The organism is Nonomuraea sp. NPDC050227, from assembly GCF_044459705.1.
Taxonomy (GTDB): Bacteria; Actinomycetota; Actinomycetes; order Streptosporangiales; family Streptosporangiaceae; genus Nonomuraea.
In genome coordinates, this window is sequence record NZ_JBITJF010000010.1 from 400529 (window position 1) to 413399 (window position 12871).

The 12871-nt window shown below is 72.9% G+C and carries 12 protein-coding genes; 6 read left to right on the forward strand and 6 right to left on the reverse strand.

The window, feature by feature from the left end:
• Positions 1–267 precede the first annotated feature (267 nt).
• From ACIBK9_RS35425 to ACIBK9_RS35440, 4 genes are all read left to right on the forward strand, one after another.
• The gene (locus ACIBK9_RS35425) at positions 268–780 is read left to right on the forward strand and encodes a SigE family RNA polymerase sigma factor (RefSeq protein ID WP_397163019.1); all 513 of its coding nucleotides are present in this window, start codon (positions 268–270) and stop codon (positions 778–780) included.
• On the forward strand, positions 767–1495 hold the full coding sequence (locus ACIBK9_RS35430) for a hypothetical protein (protein ID WP_397163020.1): 729 nt from the start codon (positions 767–769) through the stop codon (positions 1493–1495). Before ACIBK9_RS35425 ends, ACIBK9_RS35430 begins: the two co-directional genes overlap by 14 nt.
• Before the next feature lie 81 nt (positions 1496–1576).
• Positions 1577–1846, forward strand: coding sequence for a metal-sensitive transcriptional regulator (locus ACIBK9_RS35435; protein ID WP_352328991.1), 270 nt, complete (start codon positions 1577–1579; stop codon positions 1844–1846).
• Between the two features lie 171 nt (positions 1847–2017).
• Positions 2018–3409 (forward strand): rhodanese-like domain-containing protein, encoded by a 1392-nt coding sequence (locus ACIBK9_RS35440; RefSeq protein ID WP_397163022.1) that lies wholly within the window; start codon positions 2018–2020, stop codon positions 3407–3409.
• Between the two features lie 103 nt (positions 3410–3512).
• Here ACIBK9_RS35440 and ACIBK9_RS35445 read toward each other — a convergent pair whose 3' ends face one another.
• Together ACIBK9_RS35445 and ACIBK9_RS35450 are read right to left on the reverse strand one after the other, a co-directional pair.
• Complete coding sequence (locus ACIBK9_RS35445) at positions 3513–4148, reverse strand: transcriptional regulator (protein ID WP_397163024.1); 636 nt, start codon at positions 4146–4148, stop codon at positions 3513–3515.
• Positions 4145–4534, reverse strand: coding sequence for a DNA-binding protein (locus ACIBK9_RS35450; RefSeq protein ID WP_397163025.1), 390 nt, complete (start codon positions 4532–4534; stop codon positions 4145–4147). Before ACIBK9_RS35450 ends, ACIBK9_RS35445 begins: the two co-directional genes overlap by 4 nt.
• A 58-nt stretch (positions 4535–4592) precedes the next feature.
• Here ACIBK9_RS35450 and ACIBK9_RS35455 point away from each other — a divergent pair, with 58 nt between their 5' ends.
• Both ACIBK9_RS35455 and ACIBK9_RS35460 read left to right on the forward strand, forming a co-directional pair.
• Positions 4593–5858, forward strand: coding sequence for a PEP/pyruvate-binding domain-containing protein (locus tag ACIBK9_RS35455; protein ID WP_397163027.1), 1266 nt, complete (start codon positions 4593–4595; stop codon positions 5856–5858).
• Positions 5859–5910: 52 nt separating this feature from the next.
• On the forward strand, positions 5911–6513 hold the full coding sequence (locus tag ACIBK9_RS35460) for a histidine phosphatase family protein (protein ID WP_397163029.1): 603 nt from the start codon (positions 5911–5913) through the stop codon (positions 6511–6513).
• Positions 6514–6558: 45 nt separating this feature from the next.
• On the opposite strand, the gene ACIBK9_RS35465 is transcribed toward ACIBK9_RS35460, so the two are convergent.
• The 4 genes from ACIBK9_RS35465 to ACIBK9_RS35480 are packed head-to-tail and all read right to left on the reverse strand — an operon-like array spanning position 6559 to position 12869.
• Positions 6559–9654, reverse strand: coding sequence for a DUF5722 domain-containing protein (locus ACIBK9_RS35465; RefSeq protein ID WP_397163030.1), 3096 nt, complete (start codon positions 9652–9654; stop codon positions 6559–6561).
• 11 nt (positions 9655–9665) lie between these two features.
• Positions 9666–11108, reverse strand: coding sequence for an ABC transporter substrate-binding protein (locus ACIBK9_RS35470; RefSeq protein ID WP_397163032.1), 1443 nt, complete (start codon positions 11106–11108; stop codon positions 9666–9668).
• A gap of 49 nt (positions 11109–11157) precedes the next feature.
• Complete coding sequence (locus ACIBK9_RS35475; protein WP_352360359.1) at positions 11158–11982, reverse strand: carbohydrate ABC transporter permease; 825 nt, start codon at positions 11980–11982, stop codon at positions 11158–11160.
• The gene (locus ACIBK9_RS35480) at positions 11979–12869 is read right to left on the reverse strand and encodes a carbohydrate ABC transporter permease (protein WP_387680913.1); all 891 of its coding nucleotides are present in this window, start codon (positions 12867–12869) and stop codon (positions 11979–11981) included. Before ACIBK9_RS35480 ends, ACIBK9_RS35475 begins: the two co-directional genes overlap by 4 nt.
• Positions 12870–12871: the final 2 nt, after the last annotated feature.

Below are 12871 nucleotides of genomic sequence, written 5' to 3' on the forward strand. Positions count from 1 at the left end.
GAAGGGCCGTCAGAGCAGGGCCGGCGCGGCGGGCCGGTTCAGGGCAGGGCCGGCACGGCGGGCCGGGCGTCGGTCCGGCCGACCTCGGCCAGGGGGACGGGCTGCCGCACGGTCCCCACGTGGCCTTGGCCGGCTCGGTGGACAGCCGCACGGTCTTCCCGTCGACCGACTCGCTCCGAAGGGTTGTCCGCCGCCTTCCCCCGCTCTCGCGGGCAACCGCCGCCGGCGCCCAGGCGTATAAGGAAGCGTGAAATCGGACAGACAGCCGTGAGCGCCACGGAACACGACTTCGGCGCATTCGTGGCCGCACGCGCCACGAGCCTGCTACGGGTCGCCTACCTCGCCTGCGGTGACGAGGCGGAGGCGGAGGACCTGCTGCAGACCGCGCTGGAGCGCACCTATCGGAACTGGGACCGGGTCCGCCACGCCAGCCCCGAGCCGTACGTGCGCCGCGTCATCGTCAACGCCGCCATCAGCCGGGCCCGCCGCCGGGCGATCCTCAGGATCATCCCGATGCACACCCCGCCGGACACTCCGGACCGGGCGACGGACACCGACCTGCGCCAGGTGCTCATGGACGCGCTGCGCGCCCTGCCGCCCCGGCAGCGGGCGGTGATCGTCCTGCGGTACTGGGAGGACCTCAGCGAGGCACAGACCGCCGAGGTGCTCGGTTGCTCGGTCGGCACGGTCAAGAGCCAGGCGTCGAAGGCGACGGCCAAACTCCGTTCGGCCCTCGGACGGGAGACAGTGGAAGGAGTGATCAGGAATGCCCACGCTTGAGGAGGAGCTCCGCCGGCTCATGACGGAGGAGACCGCCCGGCTGCACGCCGCGCCCGACCTGGTGGAACGGGTGGTGCGCGGGTCCCGGCGCAGGCGGGTGAGGGGCCGGATCGCAGCGTTGTCGGCGTCCGTGGCGGTCGTGGCCGCGCCCGTGGCGTACCTGGGCGCGAGCACGACGACCGCGACGGGCGGCCAGGTGACGATCTCCGTGACGCCGGAGCCGCCCGCCATCGACGACACCCCGCCCCAGCCGTCGGAGCCGCCGAGCCTCGGCGACCTGGGCGACGGGATGAAGTTCGGGCACGTCAAGGTGGGATACCTGCCCGAGCGGCTGAAGTGGTCCGGCTGGTCGGTGGACTTCGGCGACAAGTACACGACCGCCTACATCTACGAGGGCGACGACCCGGGCTCCTACCGGGTGCAGATCTACATGTACGAGGAGGGGGCCGTCCAGGAGCTCGGCGACCGGATCGCGGCCTACCGCGACGAGGGGGACGGCGAGGAGGTGACCGTCGGCGACCGCGGCGGCTACCTGGTCGTCCAGAACGTCGGTGAGGACGGCATGGCGGGCACCCCCACCCTCTTCCTCCGCATGGGCGACAAGCAGTGGGCCGAGATCATGTTCAGCCCGACGTACGCCAAGGAGTTCCGCGACGCCGCGGCCGTGTCCGCCGAGCTGAAGAAGATCGCCGAAGGGCTCGCCCCCAACCCGTGACCGCCTCCTCCTCCACCGCGCCCCCGCGGACGTGCGCGGCACCATACCTCGGGGGGTATATTGGCAGTGGAGGTGGAGCGAATGGACATGAACGCGGCCGTCCTGGCCGAGGCGCTCACCCGGCTCAAGCGGGCCCACGGCCAGCTCGGCGGGGTGATCGCCATGATCGAGAACGGTGACGACTGCGAGCGGGTGCTGACCCAGCTCGCGGCGGTGTCCAAGGCCCTGGACCGGGCTGGATTCAAGATCATCTCCACCGGCCTGCAGCAGTGCCAGGCGGCGCGCGAGCGCGGCGAGGAGCCGGCCATCACGCCGGAGCGGCTGGAGAAGCTGTTCCTGGCCCTGTCCTGATGCGGCACTGATCTCCCCACGGGCATCCGAAGGCGACGAACGAACTAGCACGCCCTCGCATGCCCGTCTTTTTACCTGCTCTATACCCCCCAGGGTATCAATGGGTAGGACGGTCCCTGACCCGGAAACCGGCCGGACCGCGACTGCGACGACACGAAGGCGGCGAAGAAGATGAGCACGATCCACATCGAGGTGGTGGAGACCTCTTCCCTGGGCGACCGCAGCTACCTCGCCCACGACGGCCAGGTCGCCCTGGTCGTCGACCCGCAGCGGGACATCGACCGGATCCTCGCCCTGGCCGGACGTCTCGGCGTGCGCATCACCCACGTGGCCGAGACCCACCTGCACAACGACTACGTCTCGGGCGGCCTGGCCCTGGCCCGGGTGACCGGCGCCGCCTACCTGGTCGCCGCCGACGAGACCGTGCGGTTCGACCGCCGGCCGGTCTCCGACGGCGACGAGGTCACGCTGTCCGGCGCCATGAGCGTCCAGGCGGTGGCCACGCCGGGCCACACCTTCCATCACCTGTCGTACATCCTGACCGGCCCGGACGGCCCCGAAGGCGTCTTCACCGGCGGCTCCCTGCTCTTCGGCACCACCGGCCGCACCGACCTGCTCGGCGCCGAGCACACCCACGACCTGGCCCACCGCCAGCACACCTCGGCGCACCGCCTGGCCGACCTGCTGCCCGACGGCGCCCACGTGTGGCCCACCCACGGCTTCGGCAGCTTCTGCTCGGCGACGCAGGCCGACGCCCCGGCCTCCACGATCGGCCGCGAGCGGCAGGCCAACCCGGCGCTGCGCCTGGAGGCCGACGACTTCGTCGCCCAGACCCTCGCCGGTCTCGACGCCTACCCCGCCTACTACGCCCACATGGGCCCGCGCAACTCCGAGGGCGGCGGCCCGATCGACCTCACCCCCGTACGGACCGCCGACCCCGAGGAGCTCGGGAAGCGGATCGCGGCCGGGGAATGGGTGGTGGACCTGCGCTCCCGCAAGGCGTTCGCCAGCCGCCACCTGACCGGCACCCTCAGCTTCGGCCTGGACGGCCCGATGTCCACCTGGCTCGCCTGGATGGCCCCGTGGGGCGCGCCGATCACCCTGCTGGGCGAGGACGCCGCGCAGGTCGCCGCCGCCCAGCGCGAACTGGCCCGCATCGGCGTCGACCGCCCGGCCGCCGCCGCGACCGGCGACCCCAACCGGTGGGCCGGCGGCCACGACGACCGGCTGGGCGAGCTGGCGGTGGCCACGTTCGCCGACCTGGCCGCCGTCCGCGCCGGGCGCGCGCCCGCCCACCTGCCCGCCCCGGACGTCGTGCTGGACGTGCGCATGACCAACGAATGGCGGGCCGGCCACGTCGCGGGCGCCACCCACATCCCGCTGCCCGACCTGCCGCACCGCCTGGCCGACGTCCCGGCCGGCACGGTGTGGACGCACTGCGGCTCCGGCTACCGGGCGGCCGCCGCCACCAGCCTGCTCGCCCGCGCCGGACGCCGCGTGGTGCACATCGACGACGCCTACGCGGCGGCCGCCGAGGCGGGCCTGACCATCACCGACGACTGACCCGGCGAGCTCGCCGCCGCGCACGTCCCGGGCTCCCGCAACGTGCCGGTCGACCTGCCGCGCGCGCACCACACCACCCCGGCGCCCGGACGCGCGCCTACGGTCAGGAGCCGGCGTGGCGGTCGAGGCCGAGGGTGGAGATCAGGTCCTCGTGCAGCTCGAACCAGACGCGGTGACAGGAGTCGACGTCGGTGCGGTCGACCCAGGCGCCCTCCCCGTTGCGGGCGCGGGCCAGGGCCGCGGCGAAACGCGTGTCGTACCCGCCGAACCGGGCCAGGACGCCGGTCAGCCGGTCGGCGAGCGGCTGGAGGGCGCGGCCGACGACGGTGAGCTCGTGCAGGATCCGGGCGTCCCAGGCGGGGTCGGAGTGGTCGTTGGCGGCGAGCCGGTCGCGGCCGTCCGGGCGCAGCTGCCAGTCGGTGCACGCCTTGAGCAGCAGGGCGTTCAGCGGGAGGAACTCGCGGTGGACGTCGCGGACCTCCTCGGCGCCGCCGGCCTGGTCGAGCTCGGCGGCCAGGCGCCGCTCGTCCTCGGCCCGGCCCGTCTCGGTGAGCGACCAGCCGCCGGTGCCGGCGAACTCGGAGCGGCTCACCCAGCCGCGCGCCTCGGCGTCGAGCAGCTCCTCCTCCGTCTCGGCCACGCCCAGCTCGTACCGGCGGGCGAGCACCGGGGTGTCGGCGAAGCCGGTGACGCGTACGGCGTGCAGCGCCAGCAGGCCGGGCGCGGACTGCCAGGTCATGAGCCGGCCTCCTGACGGATGGTCAGGCGGGTGTAGTGCTGCTGGCACGCCTGCGGCGAGTTGAACCCCATCGCCTCCGCCATCTGCGCCCAGGTCAGCCCGGCGCTGCGGGCGGTGAACAGCAGGGCGGACTCGATCGCCTCGACCTCGGCGCGCGCGGCGGGCAGCAGGGCCAGCGCCCCCAGGATGTCCGCCGGCTCCAGGCCGGCGTTGCGCCAGACGGCGAACCGCGTCAGGTCGACCGCCGACGGCGGGACGGGCGGGGGTTGCCACGGGCGCGGGTCGAGCAGGTCGGCGCCCAGGGCCATGAGCCGCCGGCGGGCCTCCGTCTCGCGCTGGGCGTGGAGCTGGTCCGCGTTCGGGACGGGGTCGTGGTTGCGTTGCATGCGGGCCATGATTCACAATCGGCGGGACATCGTCAACATTTTGTTGAAGGGCGGGCGGATGATCGTACCCCTTGAGGAGGCCGCGGCCGACACCTGCGGGGGCAAGGGCGGCGCGCTCGGCGCGCTGCTGCGGGCCGGGCTGCCGGTCCCGGACGGCTTCGTGGTGCCGTTCGCCGCCTACCTCGCCGCAGTCCGCGGTCTGGACCTCGGGCGGCACACCGCCGGACCGGACGACCTGGCCGCGGCGCGGCGGGCGATCGAGGCGCTCACGCTCGACGCCGGGCTGGCCGCGGCGCTGGCTCGGGGGCTCGGCGCGCTCGGCGACCCGCCCGTCGCCGTGCGGTCGTCGGCGGCCGACGAGGACACCGGCCTGAGCTCGGCCGCCGGCCGGTACGAGAGCTTCCTCGCCGTGCGCGGCGCGGGCGGGGTGGCCGAGGCGGTGCGCGCCTGCTGGGCCTCGCTGTTCTCGCCGCGCGCCGCCGCCGGCCGCGGGTCCGGCGACGGCAACGGCGACGGCGGGTCCGGCGACGGCGGCGGGTCCGGCGACGGCCCGGCGATGGCCGTGGTCGTCCAGCGCCACCTGGACGCCGAGGCGTCCGGGGTCATGTTCACCCCCGGCGGGCCGGACGAGCCCACCGGGATCGAGGCGTCGTGGGGGCTCGGGCCCAGCGTCGTGGGCGGCACGGTCACCCCCGACTCCTACCGGGTCGCCGCGGACGGATCGGTCGTGCGCGCCGTGGCCGACAAACGCACCCGCCTCGACCGGGAGGGCGCGCGGCTCGTCGTGCGGAACGTGCCCGACGACGTCCGGGAGCGGGCGGCGATCGACGACGCGACCGCCGTGCGGCTGGCCGGGCTGGGCGCGCGGATCGCGGCCCTGCGCGGCGGGCCGCAGGACGTCGAGTGGGCCGTCGCGGGCGGCCGCGTCTGGATCCTGCAGGCCCGCCCGATCACCGCCGCTCCCCCGCCCGCCGGCCCGCCCGCCCCGGCGGCGGACGTGCCTGCCGGGGCGCTCGTCGGGACGCCGGGCAGCCGCGGAGCCGTGACCGGCACCGCGCGGATCGTGCGCGGGCCGCGCGACTTCGCCCGCGTGCTCCCGGGCGACGTGCTCGTCTGCCCCTTCACCGACCCGGCGTGGACGCCGCTGCTGCGCATCGTCGCCGGGGTCGTCACCGAGACCGGCGGCGTGCTGTCCCACGCCGCGATCGTGGCCCGCGAGCACGCCATCCCCGCCGTCCTCGGCGTCCCGGACGTGACCAGCAGGCTCCGGGACGGCGCGCTCGTCACCGTCGACGGCACCGCCGGTACCGTCACCGCCACCTGACCCTGGGAAAGGAGAGGGGAGCGGCCTGCGACACGCCGCTCCCCGACCACCTATGTCGCTACGACGCCTCTACCTGGCCCGCCACGGCGCGGCCGACGCGTTCGGGCAGCTCACCGACGCCGGGCGGCAGCAGGCGGCCCTGCTCGGCGAACGGCTGGCCAGGATGCCGGTCGGCGCGGTGTGGCACTCGCCGCTGCCGCGTGCCGCCGAGAGCGCGCGCGAGCTCGCCCGGCGTCTGCCCGGCGTGCCGGTGGCCGCGGCCGACGAGCTCGTCGACCATGTGCCGTACGTGCCCGCTCCCGCCGAGACGCCCGCGTCCTGGGCCGGCTACTTCGACGGCTTCGACCAGGCGGAGGCGGAGGCGGGCCGCGCGCTCGCCGACGCCCTGGTCGCCCGGTTCGCGAAGGTCCCCGACGAACCCGCGTCCGACGTGCACGAGGTGCTGGTGACGCACGCCGGTCAGATCGCCTGGCTGGTGCGGCACGCGCTGGACGCGCCGCCGCCGCGGTGGCTCGGCCTGAACAGCGCCAACACCGGCCTGACGATCATCGAGTACCGCACCGGCCTGCCGCCCACGATGGTCATGTTCAACGACCTGAGCCACCTCCCGTCCGGCCTGCGCTGGACCGGGTTCCCGCAGGACATGTGGCCGTGAGCGGCGGGCCGGGCGCGTCAGGAGGTGACGTCAGGGGATGCCGCGTCAGGAGATGCTGCGTCCCTCCACCGCGTCGAGCACCAGGGGGCTCGGGCCGGGGTCGCCGCGCACGCCGAAGCCGTAGCGGTAACCGGCCCTGACCTCGGGGTCCGACAACGCCGGCAGGTGTTCCAGCGTGGCCGCGGTCACCAGTTCCCAGCCGGAGCCGGTGTCGGCGTACATGGCGGCCCGCTCGCCCACCAGCGACAGCGCGAAGCGGCCGCCGTCGGGGACGGTGACGCCCTGCTTGACGCCGAAGACCGCGATCCCGCCCGGCACCTGCGGGCCGCGCACCTCGAACCCGGCGAACCTGTGGCTGTTGACGTAGAACGCCGCCACGTCCGTGCTGCCGTCCTTGACCAGGCCCGTGTAGACGGTGTCCATGTCGGTGGAGTCGCCCTGGAACCTCCTGATCGTGATCGCCGTGGCGAACGCCGGGTTGCGCGGCGAGACGCCTGACGACATCAGCCCGAACCAGGACGCCGACGGGTGCCCGGCCGACAGCGCGCCGCCCGCGTACGTCACCTGCGGCAGCTCCTTGTCCTCCGGCTGGACCCGGTGGGCCTGGTAGTCGCCGGCCCGGTCGAAGCCGTCGGCCAGCTCCTGGTTGGCGAAGGCGTCGGGGGCGGGCGGCACGTACGCGGCCTGCGGCGGCAGCCGGAACGTCACCCGGTCCGTGTGCCCGAGGTAGGACGCGCACACGACCGGATACTCCTGGTTCGCGGGCGCGTACGCGGTCAGCGTGGTCTCCGTCGTGCGGCTCGCGCCCGTGCGCAGGCCGGTCACCGGCAGCGCGGGCGGATCGACGGCCACGCCGTCGCAGGCGGACAGCGTGACCCGGCCGGCCATCGGCAGCACGTCCCGGTTGGTGACGGTGAAGGTGACCTTGGAGCCGAGCCGGCCGCGCTCGGCGGTGGACGCGCTCACCTCGACGTTGCGCCGGGCGAGGCCGGGCAGCGCCGCCGCGGCCAGGCTCAGCCGGTCGAGGTCGTACGAGCCCGCCCAGTCGGAGCCGGCCGAGCCGCGTACCCACACCTTGACCCGGGAGATCGCGGCGCGCGGGGCCCAGCGGGACAGGTCCAGCGTGAGCCGGTTCCAGCCGAGCTCGGGGTCGACCGTGCCGACGCCCTCCGCGACCGCGCCGCCGCGCCCGTAGACGCGGACCTTGGCGGTGAAGACGTTGCCCGGCTTGAAGCCGTCGTCGGCCTCGGGCGGCACCCGGACCGACACCGACAGCGACGGCGTGCGCGAGGCGTCGAGCGGCTTGCCGAACAGCACGTCGGCGCCCTTGTACGACTTGGCGTACCGCGACCAGCCGGGCAGGTCCCGGTCGAAGCGCACACGCAGCGCGTGCCCGCCGTCCACGGCCACCGGCTCCACGGCGGCGGCGTTGTCCGAGGGCCGCCAGCCGTCGGCGCCGGTCTCGAAGCCGGAGATCACGCGCTCGGCCACCGGCCTGGCGTCGAGCTGCGTGCCCACCGTGGCGGGCGGCTTCCTGACGGCCAGCTCGGCGGGGTCGAAGCCGGGGATGACGTCCTTCCAGTCGGAGATGCCGATGATCTTCTTGGCGAACTCGGTCACCTCCAGCGACCGGTCGGTGTCGATGGCGGCGAACACCTCGTGCAGGGGCTTGCGCTCCCCGGCGTTGGAGGGCGCGCTGTGCTCCTCGTCCCACGTCCACAGGCCGAGCCGCAGGCCGCCCTCCTGCTTGTGGTCGACGTGCCGGTGCAGGATGAAGGAGTCGATGCCGTCGGCGAAAGCGATCTTGTAGTAGGCGTACGCGTAGGCCGCGGCCTGCAGCTCCAGCTCCTTGGCGGAGTAGTCCTGGGAGTTCAGGCCCTGTTCGGAGAGGATCACCCGCCGCCGTTGCCCGTGGTAGGTCAGGTCGTCCTGGGCGAGGTAGCGCGGCAGCAGCTCGATGTTCTTGAACGTGATCCGCAGGGTGTCGAAGCCGTCCGTGGCGGTCTTGTCGTTCCAGAACGCCGGGTTGAACAGGTTCTCCGGGTAGGGGTGGTAGGCGATGTTCCAGTCGAAGTCGCCCTGGCGCTTGGTGAGGGCGTTGAGCCCGTCCACAACGTCGCGGCCCTTGTAGGTGTACTTCGGGTCGTCGTTGGCCGCGCCCGTCCAGAAGTGCGTCAGCGAGGTGTAGACGCGGGCGGCGGCGTCGGCCTTGCGCACGGCCTGCCAGGTCAGCCGCATGGCGCGGGCGTACTGGTCGAGGAAGGCGTCACGGTCCTGGCGGCCCATGTTGTACCAGAACTGCTGGGCGTCGATCTCGTTGCCGACGATCCAGCCCCACGCCCGGCCGTAGCGGCCGTCGGCCTGGCTGTAGCGCTGGGCGAAGAACTCCATCGCGGCGGTGAAGTGCGCCTCGCCCTCGGCCGTCTTGGTGTTGAACGCGTACACCGTGCCCTTGCCCAGCTCGGCGTCGGGGTGGATGAGCGTGCGCGCGGCGGAGTTGGGCGCGCCGCTGTTGTAGACCAGCACGATCATGTTGACCAGCACGCCGTTGTCCGACAGCGGCTTGACCTGGGCGTCGAGCCCGGCGACGGCGCCGCGGTCGAAGTAGTACGTCTTGCCCTGCGAGACGAACTCGATGGTGTTGCCCGGGGCGCCCGGCCCGGCCGTCATGACCGAGTCGAGGGCCAGGTTGATGCCGGCGTGCTGGACGCCGATCTCCTCGGCGTCGTCGGTCATCTGTACCTGTAACCCCTTTTTGCCCGACATTTCGGGATAAGGGGTCTGGTTGGCCGACGGGAAGCTCAGCTTGTCGGCGTAGTGCACCTCTCCCAGCGGGCCGTCCGCGCCCACCGCGAGGAACTTGTCGTAGAGCCGGTCCTGGTCACCGTCCATCCGGGGCACCTCGACGCGGAACGGGCCCGCCTCGACGGACGCGACCGGCTGCTCCCCCGCGGGCGAGTCCTGCCAGGTGTCCAGCGCGTACAGCTCGGCCGGGCCGGGGGCGAGGCCGGTGACGGTGATCGTGTCCCCGCCGACCTCGACGCCGCTCACCCCGCCGGCCGCCGCCGCGCGCGCGGGCAGCGCCTGCGCCGGGAGGGCCAGCATCGGGACGGCCAGCGCCAGGGCGATCAACAACCGCATGTCATCTCCTCCTACTTCGCCCAGTCCTCGTCGCCCCAGGCGTTCTTCTTGATCCCGGCCTCGATGCCGCGCTTCCACCACTTGTCCAGGTCGGCCAGCTCCTCCTCCAGGGAGCGCCGGCCGAGCAGATAGCCGTCGAAGACGTCGCGGAAGGAGGTGCCCTCCGGGCCGCCCGGCAGAGCCACCACCCGGAACGGCTTGCCCCACTCGCCCTCCAGCAGCCCGGCGGTCTCGGCCGACGGCTCGACGCCCTCGACGGCGGGCAGGCCGCCGGTCGCGTCCAGCCAGGGCTTTATCGCCGGCGAGCTCATGTACTGCAGGAACTTGACCGCCGCCGCGTACTTCTCGCCCTTGACGGTGGAGGGGATCATGTAGCTGGTGCCGCCGATCGAGGCGCCGTAACGGGCCGGGGCCTCCGACGACAGCGGCGTGCTGGCCTTGGTGATGGTCGGGAACGGCATCGTGCCGAGCGCGAACTTGGCGTCCGCCTTCAGCGCCTCGACGGCGAAGTCGGTGCCCCACGACATGGCGGCCTTGCCCGAGACGAAGTCGCGGTAGCCCACGGTCGCGCCGCCGTCGGCGACGCCCGTCCAGTTGGGCGTGCCGCAGTCGAAGAACTCCTTGTAGATCTTCAGGGACTCGGCGACCTCGGGCGTCCTGGTGGTGAGCGTGCCTTCCTTGATGACCCTGCTCATCGACTTCTCGGTCACGGTCGGCGCCTTGCCCGGCTTGCCGGTGGCGTCGAAGAGGTTCCAGTCGTCGTGGTACTTGTCGATGAGCTGGGTGCTGACCGCCTCCCACGTCCAGCCGGCGGCCAGGCCGCCCTTGTCGAGGGCGACGGGGTCGAAGCCGGCCGCCTTGAGCTTCCCGCAGGCGCTCCTGAACTCCTCCCAGGTGGCGGGGGGCTGGTCGACGCCCGCCTTGGCGAAGGCGTCCTTGTTGTAGAACAGGCCGATGGCGACCAGGTTGAAGGGGACGTACTCCAGCTTGCCGCTCTCCTTGCTCAGTGCCTTGGAGACGGCGGGGCCGTAGTACTCCTTCCTGAACACGTCGATCCAGCGCTGGTTGCCCGGCACGTACGGGTTGGGCTTCTGCAGCTCGGCGTCGAGCGCGTGCACCTCGTGGGCCTTGTGCGGCGGCTGGTTGAAGACCAGTTCGGGCGCGGTGCCGGCGGCGAGCTGGGTGGTGATCGTCTGCATGAAGCCGTCGAGGGGCAGCACCTGCGTCCTGACCTCGATGCCGGGCTCGCGCTTCTCGAAGGCGTCGACCAGCGCCTCCCAGGCCGGTCCGAAGCTGCTGCCGCTGGCGTTCCACTGGTTGGGGCCGGCCAGCGTGATCGTCACCTTGCCGCCGCCGTCCTGGGCGGACGTGCCGCCGGTGCCGAGCAGGCCGCAGCCTGTCAGCGAGAGCAGCGCGGCCAGCGCCGCGAGCCCGCTCTTGGGGGGTGTTCTCATCGGGGTACGGGTCCTTTCCTATTGATACGTTTCAATCGCGAGCGCCGGCTCACTTGCCGGACACGATGCCGCCCTGGATGCCCGCCAGGAACCACTTGGACAGGAACGTGAACAGCACCACCAGCGGCAGGCTGGCCAGCACGTAGCCGGCGAACAGCGGGCCCCACTGCTGCGCGTTCTGGTTGGCGAAGAAGGCCAGCCCCGCGGGGATCGTCCGGTAGGCGTCGGTCTGCACGGTGAGCAGCGGCCAGAAGTAGTCGTTCCACACGCCGAGCACCGTCATCAGCGCGACCGTGCCGATGACCGGCCGGGCCAGCGGCAGCATGAAGGCCAGGAACAGCCGGACGCCGCCCGCCCCGTCCACCCGCGCCGCCTCGAAGATCTCCTCGGGGATCTGCGCCATGTACGTGCGCATGACGACGATCCCGAAGACCGTGTTCGCGGTGACGTGCGGGATGATCAGCACCAGCCGGCTGTCCAGGATGCCGAGGTCGCGCATCAGCACGAACAGCGGGATCAGGCTGGTGATCGAGGGCACCATGAGCAGCGCCGCGACCAGCCCGAACAGCGCGTTGCGCCCGGGGAAGCGGTAGCGGGCGAACACGAACGCCGCCGCCGGGGCCAGCAGCATCGTGCCGGCGATGGCCAGCGCCGCCACCACGAACGAGGTGAACAGGTACGGGCTGACCTGCTCCCAGGCCGCCGCGTAGTTGTCCAGGTGCACCGGCCAGGCCGGCGACCAGTAGCTGCCGAAGAACTGCTCGTTGTCCTTGACCGAGGCGGCCAGCATGAACAGGTACGGGAACAGCCCGGCGAAGGCCAGCACCGCCAGCACGCCGCCGGCCACCAGGTCGGTCCTGCGGGTCCGGCTCACGATCCCGACCTCCTGCCGAGCGCCAGCGCGCCCAGGCTCACGCCGAGCGTCAGGGCGAACAGCACGGTGCCGAGCGCGGCCGCGTACCCCCAGCTGGTGTCCACGAAGGCGGCGTCGAGCATGCGCAGCACCGGCACCTGCGTGGCGTTGTCGGGGCCGCCCTTGGTCATGATGTGGGCCTGCATGCCGTACTGGAGCACCGAGATCACCGCCAGCACCAGCAGCAGCTTGACGTCGCGGAACATCATCGGCAGGTCGATGCTCCAGAAGCGGCGCAGCCGGCCGGCGCCGTCCACCTCGGCGGCCTGGTAGATCTCGGCCGGCACGTTCTGCAGCGCCGACAGGAAGACCAGGAACGGCAGACTGGCCACCCACGGGAAGCCGATCGTCATCAGCGCGGCCAGCGCCGTGGCGGGGTCGCCGATCCAGTTGCCCGCCAGCCCGTCCAGGCCGAGCGCGCGCAGCAGGCTGTTGACGACGCCGTCGCGCGGGTCGTACATGAACTGCCACAGCAGCACGTTGACCACGGCCGGGAAGGCCAGCGGCAGGATGAGCAGGGTGCGGAAGACGAACCGCAGCCGCTCGCCGGACAGCGACATCACCAGTTCGGCGGCCAGCAACGGGAACACCCACATGAGGGTGACGGCCCAGACGAAGATGATCCCGGCGTTGCGGAAGGAGGCCCACCACAGGTCGTCGCCGAGCATCGTGAGGTAGTTGTCCAGGCCGACGAACGGCGAGCCGAAGCCCGGCCGCCACTCGTACAGCGAGTGCAGCATGCCGTTGAGCGCCGGGTAGTAGGCGAACGCCGCGAGCAGGGCGAAGGTGGGCAGGAGGACGAGGTAGACGCCCCACGGGATCCGGCGGCGCGCTTTGGTGCTGGTCACGA